This is a genomic window from Pseudomonas sp. lyk4-TYG-107, assembly GCF_030209055.1.
Taxonomy (GTDB): Bacteria; Pseudomonadota; Gammaproteobacteria; order Pseudomonadales; family Pseudomonadaceae; genus Aquipseudomonas; species Aquipseudomonas putida_A.
This window is the reverse complement of the sequence record NZ_JARVST010000002.1, coordinates 226,413-247,182: the sequence shown is the minus strand read 5'-3', so window position 1 is coordinate 247,182 and position 20,770 is coordinate 226,413. Positions and strand designations below refer to the sequence as shown.

18 protein-coding genes are annotated in these 20,770 nt (G+C 60.7%); 7 read left to right on the top strand and 11 right to left on the bottom strand.

The window, feature by feature from the left end; genetic code table 11:
• The 9 genes from QRN61_RS02865 to QRN61_RS02825 all read right to left on the bottom strand — a co-directional run bounded on the left by QRN61_RS02865 (position 1) and on the right by QRN61_RS02825 (position 9,928).
• Positions 1-810 (bottom strand): MetQ/NlpA family ABC transporter substrate-binding protein, encoded by an 810-nt coding sequence (locus QRN61_RS02865; protein ID WP_096797452.1) that lies wholly within the window; start codon positions 808-810, stop codon positions 1-3.
• 126 nt (positions 811-936) lie between these two features.
• Complete coding sequence (locus QRN61_RS02860; protein ID WP_285373165.1) at positions 937-2,295, bottom strand: LLM class flavin-dependent oxidoreductase; 1,359 nt, start codon at positions 2,293-2,295, stop codon at positions 937-939.
• Complete coding sequence (locus tag QRN61_RS02855) at positions 2,295-3,488, bottom strand: SfnB family sulfur acquisition oxidoreductase (RefSeq protein ID WP_027611186.1); 1,194 nt, start codon at positions 3,486-3,488, stop codon at positions 2,295-2,297. The genes QRN61_RS02860 and QRN61_RS02855 overlap by 1 nt, the downstream gene beginning before the upstream one ends.
• Positions 3,489-3,511: 23 nt before the next feature.
• Positions 3,512-4,753, bottom strand: coding sequence for an SfnB family sulfur acquisition oxidoreductase (locus tag QRN61_RS02850; RefSeq protein ID WP_285373164.1), 1,242 nt, complete (start codon positions 4,751-4,753; stop codon positions 3,512-3,514).
• Positions 4,754-5,148: 395 nt separating this feature from the next.
• Complete coding sequence (locus QRN61_RS02845) at positions 5,149-5,913, bottom strand: hypothetical protein (protein ID WP_096797456.1); 765 nt, start codon at positions 5,911-5,913, stop codon at positions 5,149-5,151.
• Between the two features lie 465 nt (positions 5,914-6,378).
• Positions 6,379-7,128, bottom strand: a complete 750-nt coding sequence (gene tcyN / locus QRN61_RS02840; protein ID WP_096797457.1) for an L-cystine ABC transporter ATP-binding protein TcyN — start codon at positions 7,126-7,128, stop codon at positions 6,379-6,381.
• Between the two features lie 3 nt (positions 7,129-7,131).
• On the bottom strand, positions 7,132-7,797 hold the full coding sequence (gene tcyL / locus QRN61_RS02835; protein WP_003220607.1) for a cystine ABC transporter permease: 666 nt from the start codon (positions 7,795-7,797) through the stop codon (positions 7,132-7,134).
• Complete coding sequence (gene tcyJ, locus QRN61_RS02830) at positions 7,797-8,597, bottom strand: cystine ABC transporter substrate-binding protein (protein ID WP_086794003.1); 801 nt, start codon at positions 8,595-8,597, stop codon at positions 7,797-7,799. The genes tcyL and tcyJ overlap by 1 nt, the downstream gene beginning before the upstream one ends.
• Before the next feature lie 332 nt (positions 8,598-8,929).
• Complete coding sequence (locus QRN61_RS02825) at positions 8,930-9,928, bottom strand: D-cysteine desulfhydrase (protein ID WP_096797458.1); 999 nt, start codon at positions 9,926-9,928, stop codon at positions 8,930-8,932.
• Between the two features lie 190 nt (positions 9,929-10,118).
• On the opposite strand from QRN61_RS02825, the gene epsC reads away from it, so the two are divergent.
• Positions 10,119-11,045, top strand: coding sequence for a serine O-acetyltransferase EpsC (gene epsC / locus QRN61_RS02820; protein WP_095137901.1), 927 nt, complete (start codon positions 10,119-10,121; stop codon positions 11,043-11,045).
• A gap of 402 nt (positions 11,046-11,447) precedes the next feature.
• Positions 11,448-13,409 (top strand): choline transporter BetT, encoded by a 1,962-nt coding sequence (gene betT / locus QRN61_RS02815; RefSeq protein ID WP_166496387.1) that lies wholly within the window; start codon positions 11,448-11,450, stop codon positions 13,407-13,409.
• A gap of 24 nt (positions 13,410-13,433) precedes the next feature.
• Here the strand turns inward: betT and QRN61_RS02810 are convergent, their stop codons facing one another.
• Positions 13,434-13,694: a hypothetical protein gene (locus QRN61_RS02810; RefSeq protein WP_025110994.1), complete on the bottom strand. Its 261-nt coding sequence runs from the start codon at positions 13,692-13,694 to the stop codon at positions 13,434-13,436.
• Positions 13,695-14,089: 395 nt separating this feature from the next.
• Here QRN61_RS02810 and QRN61_RS02805 point away from each other — a divergent pair, with 395 nt between their 5' ends.
• Both QRN61_RS02805 and QRN61_RS02800 read left to right on the top strand, forming a co-directional pair.
• A complete protein-coding gene (locus QRN61_RS02805) occupies positions 14,090-14,272 on the top strand; it encodes a type II toxin-antitoxin system HicA family toxin (protein ID WP_027611194.1) in 183 nt (60 codons plus the stop codon).
• Between the two features lie 59 nt (positions 14,273-14,331).
• A complete protein-coding gene (locus QRN61_RS02800; RefSeq protein WP_003220616.1) occupies positions 14,332-14,733 on the top strand; it encodes a type II toxin-antitoxin system HicB family antitoxin in 402 nt (133 codons plus the stop codon).
• A 35-nt stretch (positions 14,734-14,768) separates the two neighbouring features.
• Here QRN61_RS02800 and QRN61_RS02795 read toward each other — a convergent pair whose 3' ends face one another.
• Positions 14,769-15,806 (bottom strand): LacI family DNA-binding transcriptional regulator, encoded by a 1,038-nt coding sequence (locus QRN61_RS02795; protein WP_285373162.1) that lies wholly within the window; start codon positions 15,804-15,806, stop codon positions 14,769-14,771.
• A 205-nt stretch (positions 15,807-16,011) separates the two neighbouring features.
• On the opposite strand from QRN61_RS02795, the gene QRN61_RS02790 reads away from it, so the two are divergent.
• The 3 genes from QRN61_RS02790 (at position 16,012) to mgrA (ending at position 20,706) form a co-directional block, all read left to right on the top strand.
• Positions 16,012-18,237 carry a TonB-dependent receptor gene (locus QRN61_RS02790; RefSeq protein WP_285373161.1) on the top strand — a complete coding sequence of 742 codons (2,226 nt, stop codon included), beginning with the start codon at positions 16,012-16,014 and terminating at the stop codon, positions 18,235-18,237.
• Between the two features lies 1 nt (position 18,238).
• On the top strand, positions 18,239-19,558 hold the full coding sequence (locus tag QRN61_RS02785; RefSeq protein ID WP_285373160.1) for an LLM class flavin-dependent oxidoreductase: 1,320 nt from the start codon (positions 18,239-18,241) through the stop codon (positions 19,556-19,558).
• A 110-nt stretch (positions 19,559-19,668) separates the two neighbouring features.
• Positions 19,669-20,706 carry an L-glyceraldehyde 3-phosphate reductase gene (gene mgrA / locus QRN61_RS02780; RefSeq protein WP_285373159.1) on the top strand — a complete coding sequence of 346 codons (1,038 nt, stop codon included), beginning with the start codon at positions 19,669-19,671 and terminating at the stop codon, positions 20,704-20,706.
• Positions 20,707-20,770 lie beyond the last annotated feature (64 nt).

Sequence of the window (20,770 nt, the reverse complement as noted above, 5' to 3'; positions counted from 1 at the left end):
TCAGCTTTCCCAACCGGCCTGATACAGCTTGCCGTGAGCCTTATCCAGCGCGGCGCGAACGGCCGGCGAGTGCTGGTAGATGTCGACGAATTTGATCAGGCGCGGGTCGTTCTTGCTCTTGGGCTGGATGACGAACTGGATCACGTATTCCTTGTGGTCGAGACCGTCGAACAGCAGCGCCGAACCGGCGTCAAAAGTCTTCGCCAGACGGATGTAGGCCGGGTAGCCCTGCACCAGATCGGCGTCATCGTAGGCGCGCACCAGTTGCACGGCTTCGACTTGCAGGATCTTGATCTTCTTCGGGTTGGCAACGATGTCGTCTTCGGTGGCCTTGTAGCCGACCCCCGGTTTCAGGGTGATCAGACCAGCCTTGGCCAGCAGTTGCAGACCGCGACCGCTGTTGATCGGGTCGTTGGCGATGGCGACGCTGGCGCCTTCCGGCAACTCGTCGAAGCTTTTGTATTTTTTCGAATAGAGGCCGACGTTGTTGATGATCCCCGGGGCGAACGGCACCAGGTCAAAACCGGAGGCGGCCTTGGCGTTTTCGAGGAACGGGATGTGCTGGAAGTAATTCACATCGATGTCGCCGGCAGCGAGGCTGACGTTTGGTGCGATCCAGTCGGTGAACTCCACCAGCTCGACTTTCAGGCCTTGTTTGGAGGCCTCTTCGACGGCGGCTTCCAGTGGAATGGCGAAGGCGGCGGTGGTGCCGATTTTAAGGGGTGCATCGGCGGCGAACACCGCCGAGCTGAACAGGCCGAAGGCCAGGGCCAGTGCTTTGACTGGGTGGGACAGGAATTTCTGGGTCATGGTGTGGTTTCCAGTCAGTGCATGAATTTTGTGGTGTCTGGTCGGGCCTCATCGCTGGCAAGCCAGCTCCCACAGGTTTTGTGAACGCCACAGACCCTTATGGGAGCTGGCTTGCCAGCGAAGCTTTTAATGTCGGTATGAAGAGCCGATGTGTTGCTCAGGCAAATGCGCCGCCCCGTGAAACAGCTTTTCGCGCAAGCTGCCACTTTCATACGCGGTCTTGTACGACCCACGCCGTTGCAGCTCCGGAATCACCAGCTCGATGAAATCGACATAGCTTTCCGGGGTAACGATGCGCGTGAGGTTGAAGCCGTCGAGCCCCGTTTCAGCGATCCACGATTCCAGTTCATCCGCCACCTGCTCAGGCGAGCCGACCACGGTGATGTAGCGGCCACCGAGGGCGTGCTGCTCGAGCAATTTGCGTCGGGTCCAGTCGTTGTTCTGCAGGTTTTTGGTCGCGGACTGGATGGCGTTGCTTTTGACGTACTGGATCGGTTCGTCGATTTCATACTGGGAAAAGTCGATACCGGTGGACGCCGAGAAATGCGCGACGCCGGCTTCGGCACTGGCATAACTCAGGTAATCGGCGTGCTTGGCCCACGCGGCTTCTTCGGTCGCGCCGACGATCACGTTGAGGCCCATGAACACCTTGATGTCCTCGGGATTGCGTCCGGCCTCGACCGCGCTGGCGCGGACCTTGTCCACCTGCACTTTGGTCGACGGTTTGTTCTGCCCGCTGATGAACACGCACTCGGCGTGACGTCCGGCGAACAGCAAACCGCGATCGGAACTGCCGGCCTGGAACAGCACCGGCGTACGCTGCGGCGACGGTTCGCAGAGGTGATAACCCTCGACCTGATAGAACTCGCCATGGTGTTCGACCTTGTGCACCTTCTCCGGCTGCGCATAGATGCGCTGCTCACGGTCATTGAGCACCGCGCCGTTTTCCCAACTGCCTTCCCAGAGTTTGTAGAGCACTTCGAGGTACTCGTCGGCCTGATCGTAGCGACGGTCATGCTCGACCTGTTCGCGCAGGCCCATGGCCTTGGCGGCGCTGTCGAGGTAACCGGTGACGATGTTCCAGCCGACCCTCCCACGACTCAGATGATCGAGCGACGACATGCGCCGGGCGAACAGATAGGGCGGCTCGTAAGTGAGGTTGGCGGTGAGGCCGAAGCCGAGGTCTTTCGTCACGGCGGCCATCGCTGACACCAGCAGCAGCGGGTCGTTGACCGGCAACTGGATCGACTCTTTGAGCGTGACGTCCACCGAGTTCTGGTAGACGTCGTACACGCCGACGATGTCGGCGATGAACAGTCCGTCGAACAAACCGCGCTCCAGCAACTGCGCCAGCTCGGTCCAGTACTCGATGGTGTTGTAGCGCGTCGACGTGTCGCGTGGATGCGTCCACAGGCCGTGGTTGATGTGGCCGATGCAGTTCATGTTGAACGCGTTGAGCAGGATCTTCTTTTTTGCGCCGCTCATCAGATCGTTCCTCGCAGCGGAGGCTTTTCATCGTTGAGGTAGTAATTGCCCACCGCGTGATACTTCCAGCGTACCGGGTCGTGCAGGGTGTGCACCCGGGCGTTGCGCCAGTGACGGTCGAGGCCGTGCTCGATCAGGGTGGCCTGACTGCCGGCCAGTTCGAACAGCGTGCTGCCGGCCGCAAGCGAGATTTCGGTGCTGATCGCCCGCGCTTCGGCGACGGCAATCGAGGCGGCAGCGACGGTTTCGGCATTGGTCTCGGCCTGGGCCTTGTCGAGGAATTCGCCGGAGCGTTCCAGCAGTGCTTCGGTGGCGTGCAGACGAATGCTCAAGTGGCCGAAGCTCTTCAGGGTCAGCGGGTCTTCGGTGGCCTTGTCGTTACCGGAGTCGATCCATGGCCGGGTCTTGCTGCGCACGAAGTGCAGCGCATCTTCATAAGCGGCGCGAGCGATGCCGGTGTCGATGGCGGCGTGAAGGATCTGCGCCAGCGGGCCGACCGTGGTCGGACGCTCGAAAGCGCTCTGAAACGGTATTACGTCCTCGGCGGCAACGTAGACGTCTTCGAACACCACGGATCCGCTTCCGGTGGTGCGTTGACCGAAACCACTCCAGTCGTCGATCACCGTCAGGCCCTTGCTGTCACGCGGGACGAAGGCCAGTTGCTGCACGCCATTTTCATCGACCACGGAGGTCGGGATACGCTGCGCGTAGATCGCGCCGGTCGCGTAAAACTTGCGCCCGTTTATGCGATAGCCGTCACCGTCACGCTTGAGGCTGGTGACGCGGTCATGGGCGGTTTTGGTACCGAGTTCCGCCAGAGCATTGCCGAAGCGCTGGCCGGCCAGCACCTCGGCGTACAGCCGCTGTTTCTGCTCTTGGCTGCCGTTAACCCGCAGCACTTCGAGGGCGTAGAAATGGTTCTGCGGAATCTGTCCGAGGGAGCCGTCGGCCTGAGCGATCAGGGCGATGACTTTGGCCAGGGTCACGTTGGACACGCCGGCGCCGCCGTATTCCTTGGGCACGCTGATGCCCCACAGGCCAGAGCGGGAAAATACGTCGAGCTCCGGCAGTGGCAGGCGGCGTTCACGGTCGCGCACGGCACTGTCGCGTTTGAAATCTTCGGCCAGGTCGCTGGCGACGATCAGGGCTTGCTCATCGCTGGTGATGACCGCGACGGGGTGAGAATAAGTCATATGCTTCTCCAGATGTCTGGTCGTTAAATCCAGGAATGGCGAGCCGGTAGAGTGCCGTTGAGGCGATAGGCGCCGACCGCGTGATATTTCCAGCGCACCGGGTCGTGCAGGGTGTGCACCCGGGCGTTGCGCCAGTGGCGGTCGAGGTTGAATTCAGCGAGGGTCGCGCGGCTGCCGGCCAGTTCGAAAAGCTTCTCGCTGGCGAGCAAGGAAATCTCGGTAGTCAGCACTTTGGCTTCGGCCACCGCAATCGAAGCGCGGGCGGCGGACTCGGCGGTCAGCGGCGCGGCATGGACTTGGTCGAGCACTTTGCCGGCCTTGCGCAACAGTGCTTCAGCCGCGTGCAGTTCGATTTTCAGTTTGCCGATGTCGGCGATCACGTAGAGGTCATCGCTGGCGTGCTCGACCTTCGCGTCGATCCAGGGCCGCGCGCGAGTTTTGACGAACTCGATGGCATCGTCGATGGCGCCACGGGCGATGCCGGCGTCGATGGCTGCCTGAATCAGCTGCGACACCGCGCCTTGAGTGTTGGGCTTCTCGTTGATCTTCCAGTTATCGACGACCAGGCTCGACTCGACGCGCACGTTGTTCAGCAGAATCGTGCCGCTGGCGGTGGTGCGCTGACCGAAGCCCGACCAGTCATCAACGATGCGCAGGCCCGGGGTGCCACGGCGGACGAAGGCCAGCACTTGTTTGCCGTCGTCATTGAGCGCCTTGACCGCCACCCAGTGCGCGAACAGCGCGCCGGTGGAATAAAACTTCTGGCCGTTGATCACGTAGTCATCGCCGTCGGCGGTGATGCGCGCTTTCAATTCCAGGGTATTTTTGGTTCCGCGCTCAGGACCCGCATTGCCGATGCGCCAACCTTCCAGAACACTCTGGAACAGCTGTTTTTTCTGCGCTTCGGTGGCGCTGCCGAGTACCAGGTTGATGATGCCGAACTGGTTCTGCGGGATCTGTCCCAGCGCCGGATCGGCGGCGGAAATGATTGCGAACACTTCGGCCAATGTGACGAATGAAACCTGTGGGCCGCCGTACTCACGCGGGATGGCAATGCTGCCGAGGCCGCTGCGGGTGAACTGTTCGATTTCCGACCACGGCAGCTTGCGCTGACGATCACGTTTGGCGGCCTGCGCGCGGGCGACTTGCGCCAGTTCGTGGGCAGCCTTGATGGCTTGGGCGTCGTTGCGCAAGACCTGCGCGGGCGACAACAACGGGGCGATGTCCAGATCCGACTGGACGTTTGCATCGGCCAGACTGGACATCAGTGCCGCTCCTTGGCTGCACGCAATGCCCTGGCGATCTGCACTGGGGTGATTGTGTTCCGGACCATACTACCTACCTCACATCTCATGAAAAACGCCGCAAAAGTGCGGCGAACGAAAGAATGTCCGGTGGTCCGGTTCATATACCCTAAGCGTGTATAAATATTAAATAAACTAACTTTTAGGAATATGTATAGAAGGGGCGGTGGTCGGGTTGGTTAACAGTCTCTCAGCCGTGGCAATACAACCCGTGGTGAGGGGATTCATCCCCGACAGGCCGCGCAGCGGCCTTTTCTGAGTCATAAAAAACGGGATTGCTTCGCAGTCCATCGGGGCGGTGCGACGTTTCGCTAAATCACCTCACTACAAAGCCCCATGAGCACAGGAATGCGGCATCAATCCTTGGTCGATTCAGCAGCCTTCAGCGCTTGGCGCAGCGGCACCTTCAGATAAGGATTCACGCAACCGATCTTCAGCGTCCGGGGCGGCGCCCAGCGTGAGTTGTTGCCCACCCAGTCGATGACGCAGTAAGTCACGTCCAGGCGCAGATCCTCACCCCCCTCGACGATCACTGCCGGTGGCACCCAGACCTGAATCGGCAGGCCAACATCGGCGGCGGTGATCCGGGCCAGGTCCATACGCACGTCGCCCCAGCGCAAGGTGATGGCGTCGTCCTCGGCCATGTTCAGGTAGGGTTCGATGGTCAGTGGCACACCGCGTTTGATCTGATTGGGGTTCACGCCCTGGCGGCGAATGGTGTCGGGCAGCGAGACGGGTGCCAGTTGCTGATTCTCGTCACCGCAGAGCGGCGAAGGCTGGCCGCCAGGGCAGTCGAGCTTGACCTGCACCCGCGTGGCCGCCGACAACGCCGGTCCCTGACCGATCTGCATCACTCGATAGTGAATCCGTGCGGTGCCACTGGCGATAAAGCTTTCCGGCACCCGTAGGCTGACCGTTGCGCCGACGTCTTCGCTGGTCAAGACTCGCGAGGCGACGTAGCAGTTGTTCCAGAACAGTTCGATCAGATCACCGGCGTCCATGCCGGAGTAGGGCAGGACATCGATCAGCAAATGCGCGGCAGCGGCCAGATTGATGGCGTTTTTGGATGCGGACGCCAGATTCGGCGCTGCCAGTTCGGGGGCGTGCGAAGTGCGGGTCATCGGGTTCTCTCCTTGAAGTCTTGCAGCGAATTCCGTTTCTTGAAACAACAAAAGGCGTGATGAATCGGTAATGCAACCGTGAACTTTGTTCGGGCTGAGTAAGCGTTGATTCAACTAATGGGTGCCGGTTGGCGACTAGATAAGAGCGTGCCGGAAAGAGTGTCAATAGAGTGCCTTAGTTAATCTGTGAATTACCGATTAATCAGAAGCGTCCTACGCTGATGAGGCATCCTGCCTAGCGGTGATGGCGAATGGAACTACGGTTTTTCGCGAGTTTCGCGATTTTTGTGCCGGTCGATTTAGATCATTTCACAGGCACGAAAGCGCGCCGCAGATTACTTGTATCTGTTGCAGAACATATATGTATTGTTTTGACAGGTTTAAGCTGGAGGGATTTGGAAGTTTTCAGGCGCGGTAAGTAAAACTTCCGTCCATGGAAGTTGATGACTCAAGAGAATAAGTATCTCAGGCGTGATTCAGGAACTTGCTGAGAAACTGTCTGGTGCGTTCTTCTTTCGGGTTGGCAAACAACGCCTTGGCTTCGCCTTGCTCGACGATCACGCCCTTGTCGAAAAACACCACACGGTTAGCCACGTCGCGGGCGAAACCCATTTCGTGGGTGACGATGACCATGGTGCGTTTTTCTTCGGCGAGACCGCGAATGGTTGCCAGTACTTCGCCCACCAGTTCCGGGTCGAGGGCCGAGGTCGGCTCGTCGAACAGGATCACTTCCGGCTCCATCGCCAGCGCCCGGGCAATCGCCACGCGCTGTTGCTGACCGCCGGACAGACGACGCGGATACGCATCTTCCTTGCCGGCCAGACCGACCTTGGCCAGCAGCTTCATGCCCAGGGCAACGGCTTGCTCGCGCGCCATCTTCTTGACCACGATCGGCCCTTCGATGACGTTTTCCAGTGCGGTGCGGTGGGGGAACAGGTTGAAGTTCTGGAACACGAAACCCACGTGCTGGCGCAGATTGCGCACCAGACTCTGCTGCTGGCTCAGCGGGCGGCTGGTATCGATCTCGATATCGCCGACCTTGATCCGGCCGCTGGTGGGCTCCTCAAGGAAATTCAGGCAGCGCAGGAACGTGGTCTTGCCCGAACCGCTGGGGCCGATGATGGCCACGACCTCGCCTTCCTTCACCTCAAGATCGATGCCCTTGAGCACCTCTTGACCCTTGAACTGCTTTGTCAGTTTTTCCACGACAATCATGGGTCAGGACTCCTGGTCATGCCGATTGGCCCGCTCTTCCAGCTTGTTCTGCAGGTGCGACAGCACCGTGGCCAGAATCCAGTAGATCAGCGCGGCGGCAAGATACATGGTGAAGACTTCGAAAGTCCGGGCGGTAATCAGTTGCGCCTGACGGAACAGTTCCGGCACCTGAATGGTGGCGGCCAGTGCCGTGTCCTTGACCAGCGAAATGAAGCTGTTGCCCAGCGGCGGCAGTGCCGTGCGCATGGCCTGCGGCAGAATGGCCCGGCGCAAGGTTTGCGCGCGGGTCATGCCGATGCTTGCGGCGGCTTCCCACTGGCCGCGCTCGATCGAACCGATTGCCGCACGGAGGATTTCACAGGCGTAGGCAGCCATGTTCAGCGAGAAGCCGATCAGCGCCGCTGGCAGTGGATCCAGTTCCAGACCCAATTGCGGCAAGCCGTAATAGATCACGAACAGTTGCACCAGCAACGGCGTGCCGCGAAAGAACGACACGTAGATGCGGGCAATCCAGCTCACCAGTTTGAAGCGCGACAGGCGCATCAAGGCCAGGCCGAAGCCCAGCAGCAAGCCGAAGAACATGCCGCCCAGACTGAGGATGACCGTGTAATACGCGCCCTTGAGCAGAAAGGGCGCGGAGTCCAGTGCGAGTTGGAAAGCTTCTTCCATTATTTGGTGACGTCAGCGTTGAAGTATTTCTTCGACAGCTTCTCAAGGGTACCGTCGGCACGCAGTTCGTCGAGAGCCTTGTTCACCGCAGCCAGCAGCTCAGGCTCGCCTTTGCGCAGGGCGATACCGGATTCCTGACGGGAGAACGCTTCACCGGCAGCCACGGTTTTCGGGGCTTTCTTGGCGTATTCAAGGGCAGCCAGACGGTCGATCAGGATGGCGTCGGTGCGGCCGTTGTTCAGGTCGGCGAACTTGGTCGGATCATCGTCGTAGGTACGCACGTCAGCGCCCGGCACGTTGGCGCGGACCCACTGTTCGTAGTTGGTGCCCAGGCCGACACCGACTTTCTTGCCGGACAGGTCGGCGGCAGTCTTGATGTTCAACTTGGCTTCCTTGTCCTTCAGCACCAGCGCCTGAATCCCGGAAACGGTGTACGGCTCGGAGAAGTCATACTTCTTCTTGCGTTCGTCGGAGATGGTCACCTGGTTGACCACGACGTCGAGACGTTTGGATTCCAGCGCAGCGAGGATACCGTCCCACTTGGTTGGCTGAATCTTGGCTTTGACGCCGAGTTTCTGCGCCAGGGCTTCGGAGAGTTCGACTTCGAAGCCGGACAGCTTGCCGTTCTCGTCAACAAAGCTGAACGGTGGGTAAGTGCCTTCCAGGCCGACGTTGATAACGCCTTTGTCCTTGATCTGTTGCAGCTGCTCACCGGCGGTTGCCTGGCCGATCAGGCCGGCGCTCAGTGCAAGGCCCAGCGAACCTACCAGCAGAGTGCGACGTAGTGCGGAAAAATTCATGACAAGCCCCTGTGTTTTCTTATGGAAGACGCTTAAGGAAGGTTGGCGAATCCGGGAATTGAACGACTGCGTTATCGTGCCCTAAAGCAGCTTATGCGTCTTGCCCGAAATTCGCCTGCGGCGAGACTATAAGATGTCTGCTTTAGACTTGAAAATACTTAATGATCTTTCTGTTATTCCAATTTCGAATATATATGATCAATAGTGGCGAGGGGATTTATCCCCGATGGGGCGCGAAGCGGCCCTCTCTTCTGACTTGAAGAGCAGGGGACTGCTGCGCAGTCCAACGGGGATAAATCCCCTCACCACAGAAATTCTTGCAGCTGGGAGGATCAGTTTGTCAGCGAATCCTTGTAGGCAAACAGCGCCGGCGCCCCACCGGTATGCAGGAAGATGATCGGGCCCTCGTCGAAACGCTGGCGGCCGATCCCGTCGAGCAACCCGGCCATGGCCTTGCCGGTGTATACCGGGTCGAGCAGCACCGCGTCCTGACTGGCCAACAGTTTCACCGCCGCCAGTGTCCCGGCATTCGGTTCGCCGTAACGCGGGCCGAAGTATTCGTCCCACAACTCGACCTTGAAGTTCACTGGTAATTTCACGCCCAGCAGCTCCGCCGTGCGCTCGGCCAGACCCTGCACTTTCGGGCGTTGGTCTTCTTCACTGCGCGATACCGTTACGCCGATCACTGGCAATTTCGGCAGTGCTTCGCTCAAGGCCAATGCCAGACCGCTGTGGGTCCCGGCGCTGCCCGAGGCCAGCACCACGGCGGCGAAATTCAGGCCGGTGTCCTTGATCTGCTCCGCCAGTTCGAGACCGGCACGTACGTAGCCCAATGCACCGAGTGCATTCGACCCACCAATCGGCACCAGATACGGTTTCTTGCCATTGCTGCGCAGGCGCACGGCGAGTGCGGCCAGTTGTTCGTCGGCATTGTCGAGGTTGTCCACCAGCTCGACCTTGGTGTCGAACAGATCGAGCAACAGGCGGTTGCCGTTGCCGGTGTAATTGCTGTCGTCGGTGCCTAGCGGATTCTCCAGCAACGCCACGCAACCCAAGCCGAGTTTGGCCGCCAATGCGGCGGTCTGGCGTACGTGATTCGATTGCAAGGCGCCGGCGGTGATCAGCGTGTCGGCGCCCTGAGCGAGGGCATCGGCGGCGAGGTATTCGAGTTTGCGCAGCTTGTTGCCGCCCATGGCCAGCGGCGTCAGGTCATCGCGTTTGATGTACACATCGCGGCCCAGCCAGGCGGACAGACGTTCAAGTTTTTCCAGCGGCGTGGGTTGGCCGAGCAGGTCGAGACGGTTAAAGCGATCCAGCTGTTGTTTGATCATGAGTCCGTACTGGCGGAGAAAGATGACAGGACTATAGGCAGGCCGTTTTAGCGGGGCAACCGTGAATTGCTTATAGCCAAATGTGCTTAGGCCAGCACTATCGGTTCTTAATTCGCACTCGCGGGCATGCCGTAAAGTAGTCGCCGTTGACGCGGCCCGACCGTCCGGCCGCCCGTGAGGAGTCTTTACCGTGAGCGAGCGTTCCAGCCATTGGCAATTGCAGACCATCGTCAGCCAACTGCGTACCGCGCGGGATCAGTGGCGTACCCAGAATGGCCGGGCCAGCGGCGAGCAGGGTGGTCGTGAGTTGCCGTCCCGCGCGGCGATGGCCGAGATTCTCGAAGCGCTGTGTGGCGCGTTGTTCCCGATGCGTCTGGGGCCGGTGGATCTGCGTGAGGAGAGTGAGGATTTCTATGTCGGTCACACCCTCGATACCTCGTTGAATGCCTTGCTGGCGCAGGCGCGGCTGGAGTTGCGTTATGTCGCCCGGCACAGCGCTCAAGGCGATGCCGACGTCGAAGCTCAGGCGATCCGCATCATTCAGGATTTTGCCCTGGCCTTGCCGGGCCTGCGCAGCCTGCTCGACACCGACGTGCTGGCCGCCTATCACGGTGACCCGGCGGCACGCAGCGTCGATGAAGTGTTGCTGTGCTATCCGGGGATTCTGGCGGTGATTCACCATCGCCTGGCGCACCATTTGTATCGCGCCGGGTTGCCGTTGCTGGCGCGAATCAGCGCGGAGATTGCGCACTCGGCCACCGGCATCGATATCCATCCGGGCGCGCAGATCGGCCGCAGCTTTTTCATTGATCACGGTACCGGTGTGGTGATCGGCGAGACCGCGATCATCGGCGAGCGTGTGCGGATCTATCAGGCCGTGACTTTGGGCGCCAAGCGCTTCCCGGCGGATGAAGACGGGCAGTTGCAGAAGGGCCATCCACGCCATCCGATTGTCGAGGACGACGTGGTGATTTATGCCGGCGCGACGATTCTGGGACGGATCACTATCGGCCAGGGGTCGACCATCGGCGGTAATGTGTGGCTGACGCGCAGCGTGCCGGCGGGGAGCAACCTGACTCAGGCCAATCTGCAGCATGATGACGGGACGCAGAAGTAAGTTCCTGAATCTGCGTTGCCGCGTCAGGCCTCTTCGCGAGCAGGCTCGCTCCCACACTGGAATGCGTTTCAAATGTGGGAGCGAGCCTGCTCGCGAATGGTTTTTTGGGTCAGACCGAGATAATGGCATTCAGCCAATTCTCCATTGAACGAATCCCTTCAAACCCGCGTCATACCCCTCCTTGGGCTACTGTAGGAAAACTACCGCCTGGCCCTGCGATTAGTCCTTATCACCCTATCCATGTTTAACTTGAACGTTCATTCAAGTTAAACCGGTGGTTCGCTGCCCGCTCACAACAGGAGGCTTGCCTTTGCTGAGTCCGATCATTTCAGCCACGTTTCAACCCCTCGAGGTGCACGTTTCATGAGTGCATCGTCTACTCCCACCAGCGGTCTGGTGCGCATGAATCCGCCGGTGTTCTACTTCGCCGCGACGGTGATTCTGCTGTTTGGTCTGGTTGTCATCGCCATGCCGGAGCAGGCCGGAGCCTGGTTGCTGGCTGCGCAAAACTGGGCGGCCAACACGGTCGGCTGGTACTACATGCTCGCGATGACGCTGTATCTGGTCTTCGTGGTGGTCACCGCGTTATCGGGCTACGGCAAGATCAAACTCGGTGCCGACCACGACGAACCCGAGTTCAGTTACCTGTCCTGGGCCGGCATGCTGTTCGCCGCCGGGATCAGCATCACGCTGTTTTTCTTTTGCGTATCCGAGCCACTGACGCACCTGGCTCAACCGCCGCAAGGCGAGGCCGGCACCGCCGATGCGGCGCGCCAGGCGATGCAGATTCTGTTTCTGCACTGGGGCCTGCACGGCTGGGGCGTGTTCGCCTTCGTCGGCATGGCGCTGGCCTATTTCGCCTACCGGCATAACCTGCCGCTGGCCTTGCGTTCGGCGCTGTACCCGCTGATCGGCAAGCGCATCAACGGCCCTATCGGTTATGCGGTGGACGGCTTCGGCATCATCGCTACGGTGTTCGGTCTGGGCGCCGACATGGGCTTCGGCGTATTGCACCTCAATTCCGGTCTGGACTACCTGTTCGGCATCGCTCACACCCAGTGGATTCAGGTCGGCCTGATCACGCTGATGATGGGTGCGGCGATCATCGTCGCCGTGTCGGGTGTGGACAAGGGGGTGCGGGTGATGTCCGACATCAACATGCTGCTGGCCTGTGCGCTGCTGCTGTTCGTGTTGTTCGCCGGACCTACCCAGCACCTGCTCAACACCTTGATCCAGAACCTCGGCGATTACCTCGGCGCGTTGCCGATGAAGAGTTTCGACCTCTACGCCTACGACAAACCAAGCGACTGGCTCGGTGGCTGGACCGTGTTCTACTGGGCCTGGTGGATCGCATGGTCGCCGTTCGTGGGCCTGTTCATCGCGCGGATTTCCCGTGGCCGCACCATCCGCGAATTCGTCTTCGGCGTGCTGCTGATTCCGCTCGGTTTCACCCTGGCGTGGATGTCGATCTTCGGCAACAGTGCGATCGATCAGGTGCTCAACCACGGCATGTCGGCGCTGGGCATGTCGGCCCTCGACAATCCGTCGATGAGCCTTTATCTGCTACTGGAAACCTACCCGTGGAGCAAGACTGTCATCGCGGTGACGGTGTTCATCAGCTTCGTGTTTTTCGTCACTTCCGCCGACTCCGGCACCGTGGTGCTCTCGACCCTGTCGGCCAAGGGCGGCAACCCGGACGAGGACGGGCCGAAATGGCTGCGAGTGTTCTGGGGCGCGATGACCGCGTTGATCACCAGTGCGCTGCTGTTCTCCGGCAGCATCGATGCGCTGAAATCGGCGGTGGTGCTGACCTCGCTGCCGTTCTCGATGATTTTGCTGCTGATGATGTGGGGCCTGCACAAGGCGTTCTATCTGGAGTCGCAGAAGCAGATCGCGCAGTTGCATTCGCTGGCACCGGTCTCCGGTTCGCGGCGTGGCACGGGCGGCTGGCGCCAGCGCCTGAGTCAGGCGGTGCACTTCCCGTCACGCGACGAGGTGTACCGCTTCATGGACACCACGGTGCGCCCGGCGATTGAAGAAGTGACGGCGGTATTTGTCGAGAAGGGTCTGAACGTGGTCACCCAGCCGGACCCGGCGCACGACAACATCAGCCTGGAAATAGGCCACGGTGAGCAGCATCCGTTCATCTACCAGGTGCAGATGCGCGGCTACTTCACGCCGTCGTTCGCCCGTGGCGGCATGGGTTCCAAGCAACTCAACAACCGCCGCTACTACCGCGCTGAAGTGCACTTGAGCGAGGGCAGTCAGGACTACGATCTGGTCGGCTACACCAAGGAACAGATCATCAACGACATCCTCGACCAGTACGAACGCCACATGCAGTTCCTGCATCTGGTGCGTTGATCGGCAACTGAGCGCCGGGACGTTTCACGACTCGGCGCTCAGCACCATAAACAACACCATCGCCGCCATCGGCACCCCGAACACCGCACTGCCCACCGCGATCTCCGAACCCAGCGGCTGCCCGGCATGCACCACCCCCACCGCACCATTGATCACCGTCAACGCCAGCCACAGCGCGGCGAAGCTGTAGGCCAGAGTCTGCCGGCTGAAGCCAATGCGCTCGCCGATGTAGAGCATCAGGGCGAGCAGGACCAGGCCGAAGAAGATGATGATGGCGGTGTGCATAGGCGTGCCTGCGGGTCATGCGGTGCCTGATCGGACGCCTTCGCGGGTAAGCCCGCTCCCACAGTGATCTCGGTCATTCACAGATTCTGCGTACAACCAAGATCCTGTGGGAGCGGGCTTGCTCGCGAAAGGGCCACCTCGGTGTCATTTAGAGCATAGACAAGTCAGCCCACAACCATACGAGCCAACCCTTCTCGATCGACATATTTCGCGACTCATTCAAATGTATCTGGACGAGAAGGCCCTTTCTCGCTGGCCCGCGTCTGCCGTTGGTCGAACCAATAATCGGGTGTTTGTTCACTCAGCTAATATTTATCCGAGTGTGTATCGTGTGTATAAAGCGGTTGTCCACGCCCTAGAGTGACCAGCTCTTGCTGTCGAACAGGGCGAAGGAAATGCGTAGTCGGGAAATGATCAGGATGATCGAGGAGGATGGTTGGTATCTGGTTGCAGTGAAGGGTAGTCACCATCAGTACAAGCATCCGCGCAAGCCGGGTCGGGTGACGATCAAGCATCCGGATTCAGACCTTCCCAAAGGGACGATCAACAGCATTTTGAAACAGGCGGGGTTGAAATGAAGCCCGTTATTGGAAGTGAAAGTCCTTTTATGGACACGTCAGAGGAAGGATTCACGTTTATGAAATTCCCGGTCGTTTTGCACAAGGATGCCGACTCGGACTACGGAGTGATTGTCCCGGATGTACCGGGGTGCTTCTCCGCAGGGAGCACGGTAGCCGAAGCTTTTGAAAACACTCAGGAGGCTCTGGCCCTGCACTATGAGGGGCTGGTGGCTGATGGTGCACCGTTGCCTCGAGTTCAGGATATTGATGCACATCTCGACAACCCGGATTACGCGGGTGGAATCTGGGGTGTTGTCGACTTTGATATCACGCCCTATTTCGGCAAGTCGGTACGCTTCAACGCCACGCTGCCCGAGCAACTGCTGGAGCGTATTGATCAAACAGTCCGGCGTGATCAACGCTACAGTTCCCGCTCCGGATTTCTGGCCGCAGCTGCGTTACGCGAATTGTCGGCATGACGAACAACCTGTAGGGGCTGCCGCAGGCATGTATGTCAGGTGCTCTCGCGCTCGATCACGTTGCACTGCAACAGATTCAGGCGCTGCACATCATCGCTCGGCAACACCCCAAGGCTTTCCAATACCCGCGTTGCCGCCAGTACGCCGATCTCCAGTGCCGGTGGCTTGATCGTGCTCAGGCTGGGCAACAGCATCTCGGCGAACGGGTAATCGCCGAAGCCGAGCACGGCGCAGTCTTCGGGGATCTTGATGCCTGCGCGTTGCCCGGCGAGCAAGCCGCCGGCGGCGAGGTTGTCGTTGGCGAAGATGATCGCGTCGGGGCGCGGGGAGGCGTTCATCAGCGCTTCCATCGCTTGCTTGCCGGCTTCGAACGGCGCGCGGTCGGCGTCCGGGGCGAAAACCCACGGTTGCAGTCCGAACTCGCGAACGGTGGCAGCGTAACCGTCGCGACGTTCGAGGGCACTGAGGTCACCGGGGGCGCTATTCTGTACGAAGGCGATGCGGCGATAGCCTTTGTCGTGCAGATAACGCGCAGCGGTCACGCCGACCTCATAGTGCGAAAAGCCGATCTGCATCGGCTCGCGATCCGGCTGGTAATCCCAGGTTTCGATCACCGGAACGTCCGCCTCGGCGATCAGCTTTTCCGTGCCCGCACTGTGGAAGTGGCTGGTCAGCACCAGCGCTGCCGGCGACCAGCCGAGAAACGCGCGCACGGCGTTTTCTTCCTGCTCGGTACTGAAGTAACTCGACGCCAGCAGCAGCTGATAACCGTGGCGGCTGAGGGTGTCGCTGAAGCCCTGAATGGTGTTGGCAAAGATCGGCCCGGAGATGTTCGGAATCACCATGCCGACGATTTTGCCCCGCGCCGAAGCCAGGCCGCCGGCCACCAGATTTGGCACGTAACCCAGCTCGGCCACCACCGCTGCAATCCGCTCGCGGCGCTCCGGCGAGACCGATTCCGGCTGATTGAAGTAGCGCGACACGGTAATCGCCGAAACGCCAGCCTCGCGCGCCACCGCATTCAGGGTCACGCGTCCCGCACCACGGCGTTTGCGGGGCTTTTCCTGGCTCAAGGCTCGATCCTTTTTAAAAACCAAAACGCATATAAAAGTAATTTTTCAGTATTGGACGCTCTATGCCGAGCTTGCCAATACTGGCGATGTTAGCGCTAACAAGGCGCATTGTCTGCTACTCGCTCGAGCGAATGCCCAAGACACCGATTCAGGCGTTGTCGTCGTAGAACGGCAGCGGTTCAGGGCCAATTTCGAGCGGGCAATCATGCACAACATTCCTGGGGCGACACACAAACTGGCGCAGTCGATTCGCGCCGCTGGCTGGATCTTTACCGGGCTGGCGGCGTTGCCGCTGCCCACGGCTTTCGCCGCCGACAGCAGCGAACAAGAGCCGACCCTCAAGTCCGTCACAGTCACCGCCACCCGCCGTGAAGAGTCGCTGCAGAAGGTGCCGGTGGCAGTGTCGGTGATCGACGGCGAACAACTGGAACGCGACAACCGCAACGGCGTGGCGAGCATCGTCCAGCAAGTGCCGTCGCTGAATTTCCGTACCGGCGCCTCGAACAAGGACACCTCGTTGTTTGTGCGAGGCGTCGGCACGATTTCCACCTCGCCCGGCGTCGAGCCAACGGTGGCCACGGTGATCGATGGCGTGGTCTACGCCCGCCCCGGTCAATCGACCCTTGACCTGCTGGATCTGGAGCGCGTCGAAGTGCTGCGCGGCCCGCAGGGCACACTGTTCGGCAAGAATGCCTCGGCCGGTGTGCTCAACATCACCAGCAAGGCGCCGACCAACGAGACCCACGGTTACATCGACCAGTCGTACTACAGCGGCAACGAAAGCCGCACCCGCTTCGGCATTGGCGGCAGCCTGATTCCGGATACGTTGAAGGGCTCGATCGGCACCCTGGTCAGCAGCTACGACGGCAACGTCGACAACAAATACAACGGCCAGGAGGTCAACGGCTACAACCATCGCGGCGTGCGCGGCAAGCTCGAATTCACCCCGAATGACGACGTCACCTTCACCCTGATCGCCGACTACATGCAGTCCCACGACGACGGTCCCAACGGTGTCGTCAGCAAGTCGTTGACCCCGGCCTTCGCCAACGCGCTGAGCCCGGTCTACGCCAGCAGCCACAACCGCGACATCAACACCGATACCCGTAGCCATGTCGAGGACACCAACAAGGGCCTGTCCGGCCAGCTCGACTGGCAACTGGGCGATTACACACTGACCTCGATCACCGCGTGGCGCGGCTGGGACAACACCCAGTATCAGGATGGCGATCGGCTGAGCACGATCACTGCAGCGTTCCCCGGCACCGCCGACAAGGGCGAGCTGGCCTTCGACCAGTACTCGCAAGAGCTGCGCCTGGCCTCGCCGAAAGGTGAGTTCCTCGAATACGTTGGTGGCCTGTTCTACATGCGCGGCAAGGATGACGAGACCTATCAGCGCACTTTGACCACCACCACACGCACCGACCGTGGCGTCGCCGATTACAGCACCACCAGCGACAGCTACGCCGCGTTCGGCGAAGCCACGCTGAACTTCACCTCGGACTTTCGTGGCATCGCCGGCCTGCGCTACACCCACGATGATCTGGAATACGATCACCGCCGCGTCTCCACGTCGGCGACCACAGTCAGCGGCATCCAGCCGGCCACCAGCAGTTCCGGTTCGGTGGACGAGGACGGCTGGTCCGGCCGGCTCGGCGTGCAGTACGACCTCAGTGATGCGGTCACCACGTATCTGACCTATTCGCGCGGCTACAAAGGCCCGGCCTACAACGTGTTCTTCAACATGCAGCCGCGTGACACCGAAGCGCTGAAACCGGAGACCTCGAACACCTGGGAGGCGGGCATCAAAGCGACGAGCTGGAACAATCGGCTGACCACCAACCTTGCGGTGTTCCACAGCGATTACGACAACTACCAGGCGAACTTTTTCGACACCGTCGCCGGGCAAGTGGTGACGCGTCTGATCAACGCCGGCAGCGTCAGCACCGAAGGCGTCGAACTCGATTACGCCTTGCAGGCGACCCAGCAACTGAAGTTCTCCGGGGCGCTGGCCTACACCCGCGCGCGCATCGACCAATTCAGCTGCCCGGCGGGCGCTGCAGCCTCGTGCAACGTCAATGGCAAGCCACTGCCGTTCAGCCCGGACTGGAAAAGCTACGTGCGCGCCGACTACAGCATCCCGCTGGATAACGGCCTCGATATCGAACTCGGCACCGACTACAGCTGGCAGAGCGAGGTGCAGTACGACATCAGCCAGAACGCCGACACCAAACAAGGTGCCTACGGCATCTGGAACGCCAGCGTCGCGCTCGCCGATTACAGCAACGGCTGGCGCGTGGCGCTGCTGGGCAAGAATCTCGCCGACAAGTCCTACTCACCGTTGCTGGCCAGCGGCGGCAGCTACATCTACCGCGCCGTGCCACGGGATGATGAACGCTACTTCGGCGTGCAACTGCGCAAGGATTTCTGAGATGAGCAGACAGCTGAAACTCGGCGCCTTTCTCATGGCCACCGGGCACCACGTCGCCGCGTGGCGTCACCCGCAGGTACCGGCGAATGCCGGTCTGGATTTCGCCCACTACAAGCGTCTGGCGCAGATTGCCGAGGCGGCGAAGTTCGACACGCTGTTCGTCGCCGACAGTGTGGCCGCGCCGACGCAGGACATCGCCAGCCGCATGGCGCGCTCCGATCACTTCGAACCGCTGACCTTGCTCTCGGCTCTGAGCGCGGTGACCGAGCGCATCGGCCTGATCGCCACGGCGACCACCAGCTACAACGAGCCGTACCACGTGGCGCGTAAATTCGCTTCGCTCGATCATCTGTCGGGCGGCCGTGCCGGGTGGAATCTGGTGACCTCGGACAACGCTGCCGAGGCGCTGAATTTTGGTCGCGACGAACACATCGGCCACGCCGAACGCTACAGCCGTGCCCGCGAGTTTCATCAGGTGGTCACCGGGCTGTGGGACAGTTGGGAAGACGATGCCTTTGTCCGCGACAAGGCCAGCGGCGCCTATTACGCCCCGTCGAAGTTGCACGTGCTGGATCACGTCGGTGAGCATTTTCGGGTAAAAGGCCCGCTGAATGTGGCGCGCTCGCCGCAGGGGCAACCGGTGATTGTGCAGGCCGGTTCATCCGAAACCGGGCGTGAGCTGGCGGCACAGACCGCTGAGGTGGTGTTCACCGCGCAGACTTCGCTGGCCGGCGCACAGGCGTTCTACGCCGACCTCAAGGGCCGCCTGGCCAAGTACGGACGCAGTGCCGATTCGCTGAAAATCATGCCCGGGGTGTTTGTCGTCGTCGGGCAGACAGAAGCCGAAGCGCAGGAAAAATGTGAAACGTTTCAGCAATTGGTCGAGCCGGAGGTTGGCGTGGCGTTGCTTGGGCGTATGCTGGGCAACTTCGACTTGTCGAAGTACCCGCTGGACGGCCCGCTACCGGATTTGCCGCTGACCGACAGCGGCCAGCAGAGCCGGCAGAAATTGCTGACGGAACTGGCAGGGCGGGAGAATCTGACCCTCGCCGAATTGGGCCGCAAGATTGCCGGTGGGCGCGGGCATTACAGCCTGATCGGCACCCCGACGCAGATCGCCGACCGTTTGCAGGAGTGGTTCGAACAGGGCGCGGCGGATGGCTTCAATGTGCTGGTACCGCACTTGCCGGGCGGGCTCGAAGATTTCGCCAATGGCGTGGTCCCGGAACTGCAGCGGCGCGGGCTGTTCAGAACCGAGTATGAGGGCCGGACCTTGCGCGGAAACCTGGGCCTTGCCCGACCCGGCAACAGATTTGTGTAACACCCTTCGCGAGCAGGCTCGCTCCCACAGGGGAGTGCACTCCAAATGTGGGAGCGAGCCTGCTCGCGAAGAAGTCGACACCCATTTCAAGACAGACAAGAGAGGATTCGATGACTTACACCGCTGCCGAAAACCGCTACGACTCCATCCCTTACCGCCGCGTCGGCCGCAGCGGTCTGGTGCTGCCGGCGCTGTCGCTGGGCCTGTGGCACAACTTCGGCGACAGCACGCCGATCGACACCCAGCGCGCCCTGCTGCGTACCGCGTTCGACCTGGGCATCAACCACTTCGACCTGGCCAACAACTACGGCCCGCCGTATGGCAGCGCCGAGATCAATTTCGGTCGCCTGCTGCGCGAAGACTTCAAGCAGTACCGCGATGAACTGATCATTTCAAGCAAGGCCGGTTGGGACATGTGGCCCGGCCCTTATGGCCAGGGCGGCGGCTCGCGTAAATACGTGCTGGCCAGTCTGGACCAGAGCCTGCAGCGCCTCGGTCTGGACTATGTGGATATCTTCTATTCGCACCGCTTCGACCCGGACACCCCACTGGAAGAAACCGCCAGCGCCCTCGCCACTGCCGTGCAACAGGGCAAGGCGCTGTACATCGGCATCTCGTCGTACTCCGGCGTGAAAACCCGCGAGATCGCTGCGCTGCTCAAGGAATGGAAACTGCCGCTGCTGATTCATCAACCGGCGTACAACCTGCTCAATCGCTGGGTCGAAAAAGACCTGCTCGACACCACCGAAGAACTCGGCACTGGCGTGATCGCCTTCACCCCGCTGGCGCAAGGTCTGCTGACCGACAAGTACCTCAACGGCGTGCCGGCGGATGCGCGGGTCAATCGCCCAGGTGGCGGTTCGCTGCAGGCTTCGCACTTGTCCGAGGCCAACATTGCCCACGTGCGCGCGTTGAACGAGATCGCCAAACGTCGCGGCCAGAGCCTGGCGCAACTGGCACTGGCCTGGACCCTGCGTGATCCACGGGTGACCTCGGCGCTGATCGGCGCGAGCCGGCCAGAGCAGATCATCGAGAACGTCGGGGCGTTGAAGAATCTGAGTTTCAGTGCTGAGGAACTGGCGGAGATCGACCGGTTTGCCCAGGAGGGCGGGATCAATCTGTGGGAGAAGCCTTCGACCGCTGAATAAATGACTGGCGCCGAATTATTCGGCGCCTGCTCTGACGCTTTCGCGGGCAAGCCCGCTCCCACAG